At 26.7% G+C, this 17,073-nt stretch carries 14 protein-coding genes and 2 tRNA genes; all 16 read left to right on the plus strand.

Annotated features, from left to right (window positions below):
- Positions 1–2 precede the first annotated feature (2 nt).
- Entirely contained in the window at positions 3–479 is a 477-nt protein-coding gene (locus tag RDY08_RS03105; RefSeq protein ID WP_307904964.1) for a phosphatidylglycerophosphatase A family protein, read from the plus strand.
- 4 nt (positions 480–483) lie between these two features.
- On the plus strand, positions 484–2,076 hold the full coding sequence (locus RDY08_RS03110) for a GAF domain-containing sensor histidine kinase (RefSeq protein ID WP_307904965.1): 1,593 nt from the start codon (positions 484–486) through the stop codon (positions 2,074–2,076).
- Positions 2,077–2,134: 58 nt separating this feature from the next.
- The gene (locus RDY08_RS03115) at positions 2,135–2,506 is read left to right on the plus strand and encodes a response regulator transcription factor (RefSeq protein WP_307904966.1); all 372 of its coding nucleotides are present in this window, start codon (positions 2,135–2,137) and stop codon (positions 2,504–2,506) included.
- Between the two features lie 3 nt (positions 2,507–2,509).
- Positions 2,510–3,700, plus strand: coding sequence for a competence/damage-inducible protein A (locus RDY08_RS03120; protein ID WP_307904967.1), 1,191 nt, complete (start codon positions 2,510–2,512; stop codon positions 3,698–3,700).
- Between the two features lie 75 nt (positions 3,701–3,775).
- Complete coding sequence (locus RDY08_RS03125; RefSeq protein WP_307904968.1) at positions 3,776–4,255, plus strand: ASCH domain-containing protein; 480 nt, start codon at positions 3,776–3,778, stop codon at positions 4,253–4,255.
- A 60-nt stretch (positions 4,256–4,315) separates the two neighbouring features.
- The gene (locus RDY08_RS03130) at positions 4,316–6,721 is read left to right on the plus strand and encodes a P-loop NTPase fold protein (RefSeq protein ID WP_307904969.1); all 2,406 of its coding nucleotides are present in this window, start codon (positions 4,316–4,318) and stop codon (positions 6,719–6,721) included.
- A gap of 14 nt (positions 6,722–6,735) precedes the next feature.
- Positions 6,736–6,894 (plus strand): hypothetical protein, encoded by a 159-nt coding sequence (locus RDY08_RS03135; RefSeq protein ID WP_307904970.1) that lies wholly within the window; start codon positions 6,736–6,738, stop codon positions 6,892–6,894.
- 465 nt (positions 6,895–7,359) lie between these two features.
- Positions 7,360–7,929 carry a TetR/AcrR family transcriptional regulator gene (locus RDY08_RS03140; RefSeq protein WP_307904971.1) on the plus strand — a complete coding sequence of 190 codons (570 nt, stop codon included), beginning with the start codon at positions 7,360–7,362 and terminating at the stop codon, positions 7,927–7,929.
- Positions 7,930–7,942: 13 nt separating this feature from the next.
- Positions 7,943–10,588: an efflux RND transporter permease subunit gene (locus RDY08_RS03145; RefSeq protein WP_307904972.1), complete on the plus strand. Its 2,646-nt coding sequence runs from the start codon at positions 7,943–7,945 to the stop codon at positions 10,586–10,588.
- Between the two features lie 69 nt (positions 10,589–10,657).
- A complete protein-coding gene (locus RDY08_RS03150; protein WP_307904973.1) occupies positions 10,658–11,461 on the plus strand; it encodes an outer membrane lipoprotein-sorting protein in 804 nt (267 codons plus the stop codon).
- 114 nt (positions 11,462–11,575) lie between these two features.
- On the plus strand, positions 11,576–13,069 hold the full coding sequence (locus tag RDY08_RS03155) for a hypothetical protein (protein WP_307904974.1): 1,494 nt from the start codon (positions 11,576–11,578) through the stop codon (positions 13,067–13,069).
- Positions 13,070–13,235: 166 nt separating this feature from the next.
- Positions 13,236–13,313: transfer RNA gene (locus RDY08_RS03160), tRNA-Thr, on the plus strand.
- Positions 13,314–13,322: 9 nt separating this feature from the next.
- A tRNA-Tyr gene (locus RDY08_RS03165) sits at positions 13,323–13,407 on the plus strand.
- A gap of 257 nt (positions 13,408–13,664) precedes the next feature.
- Positions 13,665–14,849: an elongation factor Tu gene (gene tuf / locus RDY08_RS03170; RefSeq protein WP_307904473.1), complete on the plus strand. Its 1,185-nt coding sequence runs from the start codon at positions 13,665–13,667 to the stop codon at positions 14,847–14,849.
- A 127-nt stretch (positions 14,850–14,976) separates the two neighbouring features.
- Positions 14,977–15,792 carry a transketolase gene (locus RDY08_RS03175; RefSeq protein WP_307904975.1) on the plus strand — a complete coding sequence of 272 codons (816 nt, stop codon included), beginning with the start codon at positions 14,977–14,979 and terminating at the stop codon, positions 15,790–15,792.
- A 48-nt stretch (positions 15,793–15,840) separates the two neighbouring features.
- Positions 15,841–16,764 (plus strand): transketolase family protein, encoded by a 924-nt coding sequence (locus RDY08_RS03180; protein ID WP_307904976.1) that lies wholly within the window; start codon positions 15,841–15,843, stop codon positions 16,762–16,764.
- Positions 16,765–17,073 lie beyond the last annotated feature (309 nt).

Raw genomic sequence — 17,073 nt, forward strand, 5'->3', positions numbered from 1 at the left:
TTATGAGTGGAAAAGTTATGAATGATAATACAATAAAATTATTGGCAACTTGGTTTAAATTAGGAGATATAAAAAAAGCTCCAGGAACATTTGGAACTTTAGGGGCAATACCTTTAGGGATATTAATTGGATTAATACCAAGTAATAATTTAAAATTTTTAATTATTATGGGATTTCTATTTTTTTCTATATATATATCAGATAAAGCAGAAGCTATATATAAAGAAAAAGATTGCCAAAATATAGTTATAGATGAGGTTTTAGGATATATTGTAACAATAGGATTTTTACCAATAAATTTTATTACTGTAATAGGAGCATTTATATTGTTTAGAATATTCGATATAACTAAAATATATCCAATAAACAAATTACAAGATTTAAAAGGTGGGATAGGTGTTGTGTCTGATGATTTCGCAGCTGGATTAATAGCTAATGGTATATTATGGATTATTAGTTTAATCATTTTTAGAGGGTGAGAATATGGGAATAGAATATGATTTGAAAAAAGCTTATGAGGATGTCATAACTGTATTTTATGATATTTCAAAAGATATGAATTCCACTTTTGATAAAGGTGAAATAATTGATATCTCTTTTTCTCTGCTAAAAAAAGTTGTTAATTATGATGCAATATCTTTATTTAAATATTCTAAAGATAAAGATATGTATTTGGTAGAAAAAGCTCAAGGGTATAATTCAACTTTAAAATCTAGTTTATTTAATATAGTGAATGATGGATTGATAAAATGGGCTGCAAAATTAGGAAAGCCTTTTGTAAATATAGAAAAAGTAGGAGAAATAAAAACTACAATTATTGTACCTCTAATATCAAAAGATGAATTAATGGGTGCAATTATATTACATACAAAAGAAGATGAAAATTATTTTGATCAAAATAGATTAAAAATATTAACTATATTATCAAGTCAGTTATCAATAAGTTTTGAAAATCTGAATTTATATGAAAATTTGGAAAAAAGAAACGGAAAATTAAAAGCATTAAAAAATTATATGGATAATATAATAAAAAGTATGATAAATGGGATAATTGTTATAGATAATGAAAACAAAATAAGAGTTTTTAATAATATGGCAGAACAACTTTTAAAAAAAAGAAAAAGAAAAGTTATGTATAAATCAATAATAGATACAGATTTAAACAAAAAATTTATAAACGAAATGGTTAGATTAAAAGTTTTAACTGAAAAAGGGAAAAAAGTAAATGAAGTTGAATTTGAATATGAAATAGATGAAGATACAACATATCCTTTAGGAATTAGTACAACATTATTGAAAGAAGAAAATAAAATATTAGGAATAATTTTTAGCTTAAGAGATTTAAGAGAAAGTAAAGAGCTACAAGAATTAAGAAGAGTAGATAAATTAAAAGATGAATTTTTATCAATGGTTTCTCATGAATTAAGAACTCCTCTTACTTCAATAAAAGCATATACAGAGACACTAATGTTTATGGTTGAAGATAATGATCCTGAAACTCAATTAGAATTTTTAACTATAATTAATGAAGAAAGTGAAAGATTAACTAGATTGATAAATGATGTATTAGATTTATCTAAAATAGAAGCTGGAAAAATGAGTTTTATATTAAAAGCAGAAGATATTGGTGCTATAATTAGAAGGATTGTAAAAAATATGACAGGTTTTGCAGAAACTAAAAATATTGAATTAATAGAGAATATTAAAGAAAATTTACCCGAAGTTATGATAGATAAAGATAGAGTTATGCAGGTTTTGACAAATTTAATAAATAATGCAGTAAAATTTACACCAGAAAACGGGAAAATTTTTGTAAATGCAGATTTTGAAAATGATAAATTTTTAAGAATATCAGTAAAAGATACAGGGATAGGAATAAAAGAGGAAGATAAAGGAAAAGTATTTGAGAAGTTTAAACAAGTTGATGATATATTGGTAAGAGAAGCTGGTGGAACAGGATTAGGATTGCCTATTTGTAAAAATATAATAGAATATTTTGGAGGAAAAATTTGGGTTGATTCAGTTCATGGAGAAGGTTCAACATTTCAGTTTACATTGCCAATTGTAGAAGTTTAAAATTATTTTTAGGAACGTTTAAGAAATAGAAAAGATGTTGCATAAGGAGGCAGTAAAAATGGGAAAAAAAGTACTTGTTGTAGATGATGAGGTACATATAGTTCAAATAGTAAAGTTTAATTTGGAAAAAAGAGGCGGATACACTGTAGTTACGGCTAAAAATGGAGCTGAAGGTTTAAAAGTTGCAAAAGAACAAAATCCAGATATGATTCTTTCTGATGTAATGATGCCTAAAATGTCAGGATTTGAATTTTGTAAAGCTGTAAAAAGTGATGAAGAATTAAAAGATATACCATTTATAATATTAACTGCAAAAGGACAAGAAGCGGATATAAAAGATGGAGAAACTTCAGGGGCAGATGATTACATAACAAAACCATTTAGTCCAAAATCTTTACTTACCAAAGTTGCAGAAATTTTAGGAGAGTGAAAAATGAAGTGTTATATTATTTTAGTTGGGACAGAACTTTTAAATGGAATGATGGTAGATACAAATAGTATATATATGGCAGAAAATCTTAATAGATATGGAGTTGAAATAGTAGGAAAATCAGTTGTAGGGGATAAAATTAAAGATATAGAAAAAACAATAAAATATGGAAAAGAAATTTCTGATTTTGTAGTAATATCAGGAGGATTAGGGCCTACAATTGATGATTTAACTAGAGATGCTGTAGCAAAATTTTTGGATAAACCATTAACATTATATAAAGAAGAATTTGAAAAAATAAAAGAGAAATTTAAAAGAGTAAATATAAAAATGGCAGAAAATAATATAAGGCAGGCAAAATTTCCAGAAGGAGCTATAATAATAGACAATAAAAGTGGTGCTGCTCCTGCATTTTTAATAGATGATATAGCGGTATTTCCAGGAGTTCCAAGTGAAGTAAAGGAAACTTTTCCAAAATTTTTGAATATGTATTTTAAAGATAAAGAAAAAAAAGAGATGTATATAAAAGATATATTAGTTTGGGGATTGCCTGAATCAGAATTAGAAGAAAAAATTTATGATATTATTTTAAATGAAAAGGGTATTTTTGTAGAGTTTTTAGTTAAAAATTATGGAATTATAATAAGATTTTTAGCAGAAAAAAATAAAAAAGAAGAAATAGATATATTAAAAGAAAAAATATATAGTAGAATCGGAAAATATATCTTTGGAGAAGATGAAGATAGAATAGAGAGGTTAGTATTAAAAGGGTTAGAAAATAATAACTATACGATTTCTACTGCTGAGTCATGTACAGGCGGAATGGTAGCTACAAAATTAATAGGATTATCTGGTATTTCCAAATATTACAAAGAGGGTTTAATCACATATAGCAATGAATCTAAGATATATAGATTAGGAGTAGAAGAAGAAATAATTGTAAAATATGGTGCAGTAAGTGAGCAAACAGTAAATGAAATGTTAGATGGATTAAAAACAGATGTGAAAATTGCAATTTCTGGAATAGCAGGGCCTACAGGTGGGACAAAAGAAAAACCAGTTGGGACAGTATATATAGGTATCGAAGTTGCAGGTGAAAAAGAGATTAAAAAATATCTTTTTAGAGGCGATAGAGAAGTAGTTAGAGAAAGAGCCGCTTTGACCGCACTTAATATGGTGAGGGAAAAATTATAAACAAATACAAAACACAGAGCGTATAAATAATAGAGGCTCTGTGTTTTGTTTAATATAAAATTATTGGAGGAATATATGACTAAGGAAGAGAAGTCTATAAAAGAGATGTGGAAAAATTATTTAATATTTGCAGGAGAAGATTTAAAAAGTGTAGATAAAATTTGTGATTCTTGGTATTTTGGAGATAATAAAGATATGGCTGATAATTTAGCAAAGTTAGTAAAGCAAGGGATTAAAAAAGCTACAACTGGTTTACTTTATTTTTATGAAAGTGAAAAATATCCACTTCCAAAATTGGGAGAACTTAATATAGTTACAGATTATAATGGAGTAGCTCAATGTGTAGTAAAAACTACTAAAGTTAATATCAAACCATTTAAAGATGTAACAGAGGATTTTGCAAGAACAGAAGGTGAAGGAGATAAATCTTTAGAATATTGGAGGAAAGCACATATAGATTTTTTTTCTAGAGAGTTAAAAGAGGTGGGAAAAGAATTTAATGAGGATATGTTAGTGGTACTTGAAGAGTTTGAAGTGGTTTATAAAGATGAGTGATTAGAAATTTTTAAAGAGGTAATTTAGTTTTATAAAAACGGAGATACCAAGGAGGAAGAAGTGAGAAAAATATCATTAAACATTATGTTATATATTATAATTCCTTTTTTATTAGGAATAACATTTAAGTTTAAAATTAAAAGTTTTAATATAGAAAAAATATATTCTGTTTTTTTTATAACTGTATTCTGCTTTTTAATTTTTATATTTATTTATAAAAATAAAGAAGAAATATGTTCTATTTTCATTAAAATATTGAAATTTTATTCTATTTTGTTATTTTTATTTTTTAGTAATGAAATGACTTTGGATTTTTTTAAAAATATTTACGAATATACTATTATAATTATGCAACCAATAATATTAAGCTTTGTGATAATTATAATATTACTAGTTGTAGTTAGTATTATTGCTTTTATTTATAAAAAATTAAAAAAAAGAAAACATAAAAAAGAAACAAAATTAATTAAAAGTAGAGAAGTAAAGTTCATTTTTTTAAAAAATTCTTTAAAAATTAATAAAACTATACTAATTGATGGAGAATGGGGAATTGGTAAAACAACTTTTTTAAATATCGCGTTGAAGAAATTAAATGATGAATATCATCAAATAAAGATTGATGTATTAATATTTAATAATAGAAAAGCTATAAAAGAAGAATTTACAAATCAATTAAAAAACATTTTTAAACAAGAAAATATATTTTTTAAAATTCCAGATGAGTTTAGTCATTTTATAGACTCTTTAGGAAATAACATTTTTTCTTTCTTTAAAAAAATATTGTTTGAAACTAGTTCTTTTCAAGAAGCAAAAGATAAATTAAATAATGATTTAAAGATATTAGATAGAGAAATAATTATAGTTTTTGATAATTTAGAAAGAATTATGAATACAGATTTCACTAATGATTCTATTTGGAAAGAAGTTATTTCTTTTATACATGAACTATCAGAATTAGAAAATATACGAATTATATTAGTTGCGGATTATAAAAAATTAGTAGGAGAGAATAAAGAAGAAAATTTAAACCTGCATAAGGAATATTTTGATAAATTTTATGATGAAATAATAAGTATAAAAAAAGCAGAGGTTGATAATATTATAGATGCACTTGATGAAGAGTATAAAAGTGAGAATGATGAAGAGTTGAATTATTTTAAAGAAATAGAAATGATATTACGTATAAATATATCTGCACAAATATCGAGTGATAATGATGATAAATCAGATAAATATAATAAATTGAAAAAATATGAAGATAGAAAGAAAAACCCAAGAGTAATAGAAAAAATTATAAAAAAATATAAAATGTTAAAAGAAGGTTTTAAAGATATAAAAAAAATAGAAAAGATCGATTTAATGAGAGCAGCAATATTTGAAATAATATATTTTGAAGAGTTACAAAATTATAATTTAGATAATTTTGAAGAAATTAAGAATATTAAATTTTTCGAAATATTTTTAGATGTTGTAGGAAAAAAAGATAGAATTAATATTTTTAAACAAATATTTTTTATTGAAAAGAAAACAATTTTAAGAAGTAAAATGGAGTTAGAAAAATTAGAAAAAAGTAAAAAAATAAATGAAATACGTTTAGAAAAAATAAATGAATATATAGAATATATTGAAGTATATAATGTAATTGAAAATAATATAAATAATTTATATAAGCCATATGATATTGTAATTAAAAATTTAGAAAAACTATATGAAGATGGTAAGATAAATGGAGAAGCATTTTATAAAACTATAAATAAAAAAATAATCTGGGAGATAGAGAGTAAAAAATCAAAGGATGAAATTGGGGATTTGTGTGAATTTATAAAAGTTAATAAAATTAATCCTAAATATGCTAATTCAGGAATTGATTTTTATGTTATGAATTTTTTTGAAGATGTTTTTAAAGATTTTATACGGATATTTTCAGATAAATATGATAATTTTTTTAAAACAGATGATTTTGGCTTTATGGTAAAGGCTGAAGGAGATCAAATGTTTCCAAATTATGATTTATTCATATCTTGGATAGAAGAAAAATTTGAAATTGAAATAAAAGAAAAGTATAATTTTGATGAGATATTAAAAGATATAAATAAACAAATATTAGATAAAAGTTTAAAAGAATTTCCTGATAGTGAGAAAATTGTGAAATTTTTTAAGAATAAATTTAAAATTTTATTTGGGAGATTAAAGATTTTATGTAATAATGATATGGTTGATAATGAAGATAAACTTGGATATAAAGCTATGGCTGAGCATGAAAAACAGTATATAGAAAGCTTAGAGAAGAAATCTGTAGAGGAGTTAACTAATAAATATTATATTTCAGTTCAGACAGAAGATAGTTTAAAGGAAATAGAAAAAATTTGTAGAAAAAGAATAGAAAAAGAGGAAGATATAGAAAATATAGTTAAACTATATGGTGTAGTTAGAGTAATAGAAAAAAATTTAAAAATAAGAAAATGATTGAAGAAGATGAAATGAAAAAGTTAAAAATGTTTTTAGATGAAAAAGATAAATGTAAAAAGATGAAGGATGTAATATTGCGTGAAAAATTAAGAAAGTATTTACTTAGTAAAGGTGAAACAAAAGATGAAATAAATAATATGTTAAGGCAAATAGATTTTGTATTATTATAAAAATGAAAAACTAGCCACATTGTGGCTAGTTTTATCTTGAATACAAAATAGAACTATTTTTTCTAGATGTAAAAGTGATGAAGTTTCTAAATAGTTTTATACTTCATATATCGTATTGGAGTATAGAGTTAAGATAATATCTCAAGAGAGGCGTTGAAATTTAAGATGAATTAACTTTATGATGCTTTAGAGAAAAGATAAATCTATAATAATTGAAAATAGGAAAATTTTGAAAGAGTAACTATAAATTTAAATTCACCTGAAAAGCGTAAGAGCAAAGAAATTCAAGGGTTTATGATAAAGATGCTTGAGAGTTGGTTTAATAGGAAAAAAATATTAAAAATTCTATTGACAAATACCTATAAATATTATATACTTTAATTGTGAGTGAGAGCTCACTTTTTTAAAACTGAATTAATGAGTGTTTGCTCACTCATTCGCAAAATTTAAATGGAGGACATATAAATGGACAAAAAAAGTGAAATTTTACAGGCTGCAATAAAAGTTTTTATGAGAGAAAATTATCAAAATATGAAAACTGCTATTATTGCAAAAGAAGCAGGAGTTGCTGAAGGAACAATTTATAGATATTTTAAAAATAAAAAAGAAATATTTGTAGAGATACTAAATTATTATAGTAAATATATACCAGAATATTTATTTGAAAATATAAAACAAAAAAATGATTTTGAAACAAACTTAAATATATTAATTGATAATTATGATAAATTAAGCAAAGAACATAAAAATTTCAAAAAAGCTTATTATAAAGGGCTTTCAGAAATAGAAGATGAAAGAATAAAGAATATATTAAAATTTACTTTAGAAGACAGTTTTAAAAGATTGGAAAATATATTTATTTGGGCTAACAATAAAAAAGAAGGAAATTTCACAAAAACTAGTATAGAAGTAATAACTAACACTTTATGGGGATTAGCAGAAGTGATAATGAAAAAAGAAATTTTAGGTTGTGAAGATGTAATGGAAAAAGATGAAATTAGTAAAATGGTAAAATTAATAATAAAATTAAAATGAGGAGGAGATGAGAATGAAAAAGTTTTTTAAACACCCTTGGATTATAATAAGTATAATCTTAATTGCAACAGGATTTTTTACAATTCAACTGCCAAAGTTGAAAATTAATAATGAGGTAAAGATATTTTTACCTAAAAATCATCAATCAAGAATAGCAAATGATAAAATGGAAGAGGTTTATGGAAGTGCTGAAGTAATGGCAGTAGCTCTTCATGTAAAGAGTGGGAATATTTTTCAATTAAATATAATAAATACAATTAAAAATTTAGAAGACAGAATTGAAAAGTTAGATAATGTAGAAAAGGTAGATGGTTTAACAAGTACTGATTATATTGATGGAACAGCTGATGGAATGAAGGTAGCATCTATTGTAAAAGAACTTCCTAAAACAGAAGCAGATTTGAATGTTATAAAAGGAAAATTACTTGATTGGAAATTGTATAGAGGTAATTTATATTCGAAAGATTTAAAATCTACACAAATTTTAGTTAAATTAAAAAAAGGAATAAAAATAGAAGAACAAGAAAAAATATATTTTGAAATAAAAGATATTTTAAAAGATAATTCTTCTAGCAACATAGAATATTATGTAGCAGGTACACCAGTAATAACAGTATTAATGGGGAAATATATGAAAAGTGATATGAAACATTTAATACCATTTGTATTGATAATAGTGTTACTTTCACTATATCTATCATTTAAAAATTTGGGTGGTGTATTATTACCATCAATAACAGTTTTAGTAAGTACAATTTGGACACTTGGACTTATGGCAATGTTAAATATAAATTTAACTCTGGTCTCAACGGTAATTCCAGTACTATTAATAGCAGTTGGAAGTGCATATGGAATACATATAATAAGTCATTATTATGATGAGATTAAAAGTATGGGTAAATGTGGAATAACGGAAGAAGAACATAGAGAATTAATATTTGAAACATTGCATAAAGTAGGAAAACCAGTATTATTAGCAGGACTTACAACAATAGCGGGATTTGGTTCACTAGCTACAAGTTCAATAATTCCAATAAAGAATTTCGGGATATTTACTGCAATTGGAGTTACGTCAGCATTAATTGTAGCATTAACTTTGATTCCAGCATTGTTATTGCTTAGACATAAAAATTTAAAATGTAGTGAAGAAGAAGATGATGATGGATTAATTAGCAGAATGCTTATTGGGTTTTATCACTATTTTGGGAAAAAAGCAATTAGAATATTGACTTTAACAGCTATAATAGTAATTGTTTCAATAGTTGGAATGTCAAAAGTAGTAATAGATAGTCCGTTAATAGATATGTTTAAAAGCACTACAGAGATTAAAGTATCAGATAAATTTGATAATAATAATTTTAATGGAACAACAGTTTTAAATGTATTGATAGATGGACCAAAAGATAAAAAAGGGAAATATATTAAAGGAAGTATGGTTAATCCTGAAATTTTAAAAGGGATGGATAATTTAAAAATATATTTAAAAGAAAACTATAAGGATGTTGGAGAAGTTACATCATTTGCAGATTTTATAAAAAGAATGAATAAAGTTATGAATTATCCACAAGAAGATACTGCGGATAGTATGGCAACAGATTCTGGAATTGTAGATGACAGCTCATCATTTGCAGATGATAGCTTTGGGGATAGTACAGATGATTCCTCATTTTCAGATGATAGTTTTGCAACTGAAGACACAACAAAACCAGAAATAGTTACAGAAACAGCAAAGGTAACACCCAAAAAAAGCATAGATAAAACAGATATGGTAGCATTAATGAATAATGCGATATTAAGTGCCAATAAAACAGATTTAACTGCAGAAGAGTTAATAGAAATCATAAATAGAGAGCTAAATTATAAAGGAGAAGCTTATAATGAAGTACCGTATGATATTTCAAAATATCCTGCAACTACAAGAGCTGAACTAAAGAATCTTATATCACAATATTTACTATTGTATTCAGGGAATTTAAATGATTTTATAGATGATCAATTAGAACCATCTAGATCAAGAATGATGATACAAATAAGAACAGGTAGTAATATAGTTACAGAAAAGATAGAGAAAGCTGTATATAAATATGCAAAAGAATATTTCCCTAAAGGGTATACAGTATCAGTTGCAGGTTCAGCAGATATGGGATTAGCGGTAAATAAGTTAATAATATCAAGTCAAATAATGAGTATAATATCATCATTAATAATAGTATTTATAATTGTGGCATTTTCATATAAATCATTAGTTGCTGGAATATATGGAACTATACCATTAGGAATAGCTTTACTTATAAACTTTGGATTAATGGGATTTTTGGGAATAAAACTTGATATAGGAACAGCAATGGTGGCATCAATAGCCATTGGAATAGGGGTAGATTATACAATTCACTTTTTATCTACATACAATTATGAAAGAAAAAGAAGTGATGATTTGGAAGAAGTAACAAAGAAAACATTACTTACTTCAGGGAAAGCAATAATATTTAATGCAGTTTCAGTAGCGTTGGGATTTGCAGTTTTATTGTTCTCAAACTTTATGCCATTAGTAAATTTGGGATTATTAATAAGTATAACAATGGTAACATCTTCAGCAGCTTCAATGACAGTATTGCCAGCGTTACTTAATATATTTAAACCTAAATTTATAAGCAAGTGATAATGGAATTGATAATTAATAATTGAAAATATACAATTAAAAGATAAAAAAATTAGGAGGAGATAAGAGATGAAAAGAAAGTTAATAGCAGTAATAATGATGGTAATGGTAGCAAGCTTTAGTTTTGCAATGACAGGTAAAGAGATTATGCAAAAAGCACATGATAGAGATACTGGGAACAGTATTCATGGATTAATGGGGATGGATTTAATAGACAAAGATGGAAATGTAAGTCCTCGTACAATTGAAATGTGGGGAGAAACTTATGATGTGAAAAATGATTTATCAAGAACAGTTATGGTATTTAAAGCACCAGCAGCGGTAAAAGGTACTAGATTTTTACAAATTCAAAATAAAGGAAGAGATGATGATAAATGGATATATTTACCAGCATTAGGTAGAGTAAGAAGAATATCATCTTCAGAAGGAAGTAGTTCTTTTATGGGGTCTGATTTCACTTATGATGATATGTCAAGTAGAGATGTAGATAAAGATACTCACAAATTATTAAAAGAAGAAAAATTAGGAAACTATGATTGTTATGTAGTAGAATCACAAGCTAAAAATCCTGAGGATTCACAATACAAAAAAATTATATCGTGGATAACAAAAGATAGTTATATAGCAGTAAAAATAGATATGTATAGCAAAAAAACAGGAAAAATTCAAAAAGAAGCTTCTGTGAAACAAAATATAAAAAAAATTGGTAAAATTTGGACAATATTTGAAACAACAATGAAAGATATGGAAAACGGACATAGTACTAAGTTATATATTAAACAAAGTAAAAAAACAAAAGCTTACTATATAAAATATAATTCAAGAATGAATCCAAAAAGATTTACTCAAAGATATTTAAAGAATGGTAGATAAAAAATAGGAAAAAATTAATATACTTGCAACAACTTTATATATGGCAAGGGTTTATAGGTTTCACACTCCTTTTTCCCTTGCTTTAAAAAAATTAATTAGGAGAGGTGATTATAGATGAAAAAGATATCAATAATATTAATGGCTTTATTATTAGCGTTTAATGTGACAGTTATGGCAGATGGTTTTGATGATGAAGGATTTGGAGATGACACAGTAACAACTGCAACAGATACTGCTCAAGATAGTTCAAATTTTGGAGATGATATATCATCTAATTCTGAAAAAAGTGTAAAAACAGAGTTTAGCGGTAAATTGAAATTTGATAATAGATTAATCTTAGGAGATAACAATAGAGCTAATTCAAATCCAAATTTAGATTTGAATTTAAAGGTTACAAAAGCAAATTCAGAGCTTAATGCTACAATGAAATTTAATGAAGATGCAAAAACAGGAGAATTAAGTGAAGGATATTTAAAACTATATTATGATAATTTTGATATATCAGCAGGTAAAATGAAGGTAGTATGGGGAAAAGGGGATAAACTTCATGTTGTAGATAATTTGAATTCTGAAAATCTAACTGATTTTATAAATCAAGACTATTTAGATAGAAAAGTAGCAGAAAAAATGATAAAAATTAATTATTACATTGGAAATGGTAATTTAGAATTAGTTTATACACCAGAATTTACTCCAAATGCAATGCCTGTAGAAGATACTTGGAAAACTAATCAACAAAAAAGTATGGAGTCAATTTTAGAAAAAAAAGTATTTGATGATGAGTATGCAGACTTTACAGGTAAAATAGATGATGCTGTAAATTATATAGTTTCAAATAATCCATATATAAGTGATAAAACACAAGTTCCATTTAGTGCAGTTATGGATGTATTAAAAACTCAAAATAGTGCAATTTATGACGATATGAAAGCTAAAATAGATGATATGAAAGCTAAGTTTCAAAAACCACAAAAAATTGAAGATGGACAATTTGCAGCAAGATTTACAGATTCTATAAGTGGATTTGATTTTGGAGCATCATATTATTATGGAAAATTAAGAACTCCTTCATTTAATCCAACTACATTAGATATAAATTATGATAAAGTTCAAGTAATTGGAGCAGAATTAGGGAAAGTGTTATTAACATTTAATACTAGAGCAGAATTAGCATATTACTTAACTGAAGATACAGATGGAACAGATCCGTTAGTACATAATAATAAGATAGCTTGGATAGTTGGAGCTGATAGAGATTTACCTATTCATAATATGAATATTAATTTTCAAGTTAAAAGTGAAAAAATATTAAATGATGATAAAATAAGTGCATCTGATGTGGATTACAATAAAGATGGTTATTTTACAGATATGATAGTTGGTAAAATTGGAGATAAATTTAAAAATGAAACAATATTACCAGAAGTACAATTTGTATATAATGTAGAATCAAAAGATTATATGGTTAATACACAAGTTGAATATAAATTAAAAGATGATACAAGTATGACTGCTATGTATAAGATATTTGGTGGAGATAACAATACTATATTTGGTGAATTTGATAAAAACGATTATGCAGCATTAAATTTTGAATATGATTTTTAAAAAAAATGGGGTTTGCTAGTGGCAAGCCCCATTTTTTTATTCATAAAATAATGAATTATAACCTAAAAAAATATTTTTTAAAAAAATAAAAAAAAACGGTTGACAAATTAAAAGAAATGATATATAATAAGCTTCGTCAACGGGGGAAACCCAAATGACGAAAAGTGCCGCCTTAGCTCAGTTTGGCCAGAGCAGCTGACTTGTAATCAGCAGGTCATCCGTTCGAATCGGATAGGCGGCTCCATAATAAATTGGTGAGGTTCCCGAGTGGCTAAAGGGAGCAGACTGTAAATCTGCCGGCTCCGCCTTCGAAGGTTCGAATCCTTCTCTCACCACCATTTATATGACAATAATTCAAATTTATGCCTTCTATATGATTATAGAAGGTATTTTTGAATATGAATTTAAAGATAAATAAAATGTTGTAGAGTAAATATAATTTAATTGTATTTGAGTTTTAAGTTGGGAAACTTATTTTTAAACATCTTTAATTTTTAATGGTAGGATTGACTCACAAAACGGTATATAGAAAACTATCTTTTGTGATATAATCATAGTATTTTTAAAATTAATAAAAATAGGAGGTAATAAAGAAATGGCAAAAGAAAAATATGAGAGAACGAAACCGCATGTAAACATTGGTACAATAGGTCATGTTGATCATGGTAAGACAACAACAACAGCTGCTATATCAAAAATATTAGCAGATAAAGGGTTAGCAGAAAAAGTGGATTTTGAAAATATAGATCAAGCTCCAGAAGAAAGAGAAAGAGGAATAACAATAAATACAGCTCATGTGGAATATGAAACAGAAGCAAGACATTATGCTCATGTGGATTGTCCAGGCCATGCTGATTATGTAAAAAACATGATCACAGGAGCAGCTCAAATGGATGGAGCTATATTAGTAGTATCAGCAGCAGATGGTCCAATGCCTCAAACAAGAGAACATATATTACTAGCAAGACAAGTAGGGGTTCCTTACATAGTAGTATACTTAAATAAAGCAGATATGGTAGAAGATGAAGAATTATTAGAATTGGTAGAAATGGAAGTAAGAGAACTATTAAGTGAATATCAATACCCAGGAGATGATGTGCCAGTAATAATAGGATCATCATTAAAAGCATTAGAAGGGGATAAAAAATATGAAGATAAAATAATGGAATTAATGGCTGCAGTGGATGAATATATTCCAACACCAACAAGACCATTAGATCAACCATTCTTGATGCCAATAGAAGATGTATTTACAATAACAGGAAGAGGAACAGTTGTAACAGGAAGAGTAGAAAGAGGAATAGTAAAAGTAGGAGAAGAAATTTCAATAATAGGAATAAAAGATACAGTAAAAACAACAGTAACAGGAGTAGAAATGTTTAGAAAACTGTTAGATCAAGGTCAAGCAGGAGATAACATAGGAGTATTATTAAGAGGAATAAAAAAAGAAGATGTGGAAAGAGGACAAGTATTAGCAAAACCAGGAAGTATAACACCACATACAAAATTTAAATCAGAAGTATATGTATTGAAAAAAGAAGAGGGTGGAAGACATACACCATTCTTTGCAGGATATAGACCACAATTTTATTTCAGAACAACAGATATAACTGGATCAATCAAATTACCTGAAGGAGTAGAAATGGTAATGCCAGGAGATAATATAGAAATGGAAATAGAATTAATTCATCCAATTGCAATGGAAAAAGGATTAAAATTTGCAATTAGAGAGGGTGGAAGAACTGTAGGAGCTGGAGTAGTTGCTACTATAATGGAATAATTTTATAGATTAAAAATATAAAAACAGCAGGCTTTTGCCTGCTGTTTTTATTTGAAACAAATAGTTGACATATACTGTTTAAAAAGATATAATTATATTACAAAACGTAATGAGAGGAGAGCATAATATGTCAAAGAATCAAATTTTACAAGAAAAAGCTACAGAAGTTAGAAGAGACATTATCAAAATGATTACAGAAGCTAGTTCAGGGCATCCAGGAGGATCTTTATCAGCTGCAGATATAGTGACAGCACTTTATTTTGAAGTTATGAATATTGATCCAAAGAATCCTAAAAAAGAGGATAGAGATAGATTCGTTCTTAGTAAGGGGCATGCTTCACCTTTATTATATTCTGTTTTAGCAGAAAGAGGATATATAGCAAAAGATAGTTTGAAATCTTTTAGAAGATATGGATCTAAATTACAAGGACATCCAGATATGAATAAAGTTCCAGGAGTTGAAATTTCAACAGGATCATTAGGGCAAGGATTATCTGTTGCAAATGGAATGGCTATATCAGGAAAATTATATAATAATAATTATAGAGTTTATGCTTTATTAGGAGATGGAGAATTACAAGAAGGGCAAGTTTGGGAAGCTGCAATGACATCTGCTCAGTATAAGTTAGATAATCTAACTATATTCATTGATAACAATGGATTACAAATAGATGGAAATGTAAGTGATGTAATGAATGTTGCACCAATAGATGAAAAATTTAAAGCTTTTGGATGGAATGTAATAAGTATAGATGGACATAATTTTGATGAAATATTAGCTGCTGTAGAAAAAGCAAAATCAGTAAAAGGGATGCCTACAGCAATAGTAGCAAAAACTATAAAAGGAAAAGGAGTATCATTTATGGAAAATGTAGCAGGATTCCATGGCCAAGCTCCAACTAAAGAACAAGAAGAGATAGCATTAAAAGAACTTGGAGAATAAGAATTATAAATTTAAATTTTTTAGTTTAAACTAGGGAGGTTACTATAGATGAAAAAAGCAACACGTGAGGCATACGGGGAAGCATTAGCAGAATTAGGAAGAAAAAATAAAGATATAGTTGTGTTAGATGCAGATTTATCAAAATCTACAAAGACAGCAACATTTAGAGCAGAATTTCCAGAAAGACATATTAATGTTGGAATTTCAGAACAAGATTTAATGGGAACAGCAGCAGGAATTTCTACAACAGGGAAAATACCTTTTGCATCTACATTTGCAGTATTTGCAGCAGGAAGAGCATTTGAACAAATAAGAAATACAATAGGATATCCACATTTAAATGTAAAAATATGTCCAACACATGCAGGAATATCTGTTGGAGAAGATGGTGGTTCTCATCAATCAATAGAAGATATAGCACTTATGAGAACAATACCAGGAATGACTGTAATATGTCCAGCTGATGCAGTAGAAACAAAAAAAGCTGTATTTGCAGCAGCAGAATATAATGGGCCTGTTTATATAAGACTTGGAAGACTTGCTACAGAAGTTTTATATGATGAAAATTATAAATTTGAAATAGGAAAAGCAAATGTATTAAAAGATGGAAAAGATATATCAATTTTAGCAACTGGTTTAATGGTTCCAGAAGCAGTAGAAGCATCTAAAATATTAGAAGCTGAGGGAGTTTCTGTAAGAGTGATAAATATATCAACAATAAAACCACTTGATGAGGCTACAGTTTTAGCAGCTGCAAAAGAAACAAAATTCTTAGTAACTGCAGAAGAACATTCTGTAATAGGAGGACTTGGAGGAGCTGTAGCAGAATTAGTTACAGATAAATATCCAACAAAAGTAGTTAAAGTAGGAATTTATGATAGATTTGGTGAAAGTGGAAAAGGTGAAGAGTTATTGGAAAAATTCAACTTAAAAGCAAAAGATATTGTAGCTAAAATAAAAGAAAATTTATAAAAAATAGGGTGAACATGTAAGTCACAATATTATCAAGCTAAGAACTGGGCTTGCCAACGGCAAGCCCCTACAGTATTAATTTATTTTATAATGTAGGGGTTTTGCCGTTGGCAAACCCGATATAAAATTATAAATTATCCTTAACTTGACGACATTGACATGTAGGTTTGACCCTACAAATATTAATAAAGTCAAAAGTTATTTATTGATTTAGAAATATATTGAGATTAGTATAGGAGTGACTTAAAAATAAGATTTTAATTTTGTTTTAAAATATGAAAATCTTATTTTTTTGAAATTCAATAGGAG

Source organism: Haliovirga abyssi, from assembly GCF_030295325.1.
In the GTDB taxonomy this organism is placed as follows: domain Bacteria; phylum Fusobacteriota; class Fusobacteriia; order Fusobacteriales; family Haliovirgaceae; genus Haliovirga; species Haliovirga abyssi.

Coding starts and splice junctions, on each gene's coding strand:
- RDY08_RS03105 (WP_307904964.1), top strand. CDS start 3: ATGAGTGGAAAAGTTATGAATGATAATACAATAAAATTATTGGCAACT.
- RDY08_RS03110 (WP_307904965.1), top strand. CDS start 484: ATGGGAATAGAATATGATTTGAAAAAAGCTTATGAGGATGTCATAACT.
- RDY08_RS03115 (WP_307904966.1), top strand. CDS start 2,135: ATGGGAAAAAAAGTACTTGTTGTAGATGATGAGGTACATATAGTTCAA.
- RDY08_RS03120 (WP_307904967.1), top strand. CDS start 2,510: ATGAAGTGTTATATTATTTTAGTTGGGACAGAACTTTTAAATGGAATG.
- RDY08_RS03125 (WP_307904968.1), top strand. CDS start 3,776: ATGACTAAGGAAGAGAAGTCTATAAAAGAGATGTGGAAAAATTATTTA.
- RDY08_RS03135 (WP_307904970.1), top strand. CDS start 6,736: ATGAAAAAGTTAAAAATGTTTTTAGATGAAAAAGATAAATGTAAAAAG.
- RDY08_RS03140 (WP_307904971.1), top strand. CDS start 7,360: ATGGACAAAAAAAGTGAAATTTTACAGGCTGCAATAAAAGTTTTTATG.
- RDY08_RS03145 (WP_307904972.1), top strand. CDS start 7,943: ATGAAAAAGTTTTTTAAACACCCTTGGATTATAATAAGTATAATCTTA.
- RDY08_RS03150 (WP_307904973.1), top strand. CDS start 10,658: ATGAAAAGAAAGTTAATAGCAGTAATAATGATGGTAATGGTAGCAAGC.
- RDY08_RS03155 (WP_307904974.1), top strand. CDS start 11,576: ATGAAAAAGATATCAATAATATTAATGGCTTTATTATTAGCGTTTAAT.
- tuf (WP_307904473.1), top strand. CDS start 13,665: ATGGCAAAAGAAAAATATGAGAGAACGAAACCGCATGTAAACATTGGT.
- RDY08_RS03175 (WP_307904975.1), top strand. CDS start 14,977: ATGTCAAAGAATCAAATTTTACAAGAAAAAGCTACAGAAGTTAGAAGA.
- RDY08_RS03180 (WP_307904976.1), top strand. CDS start 15,841: ATGAAAAAAGCAACACGTGAGGCATACGGGGAAGCATTAGCAGAATTA.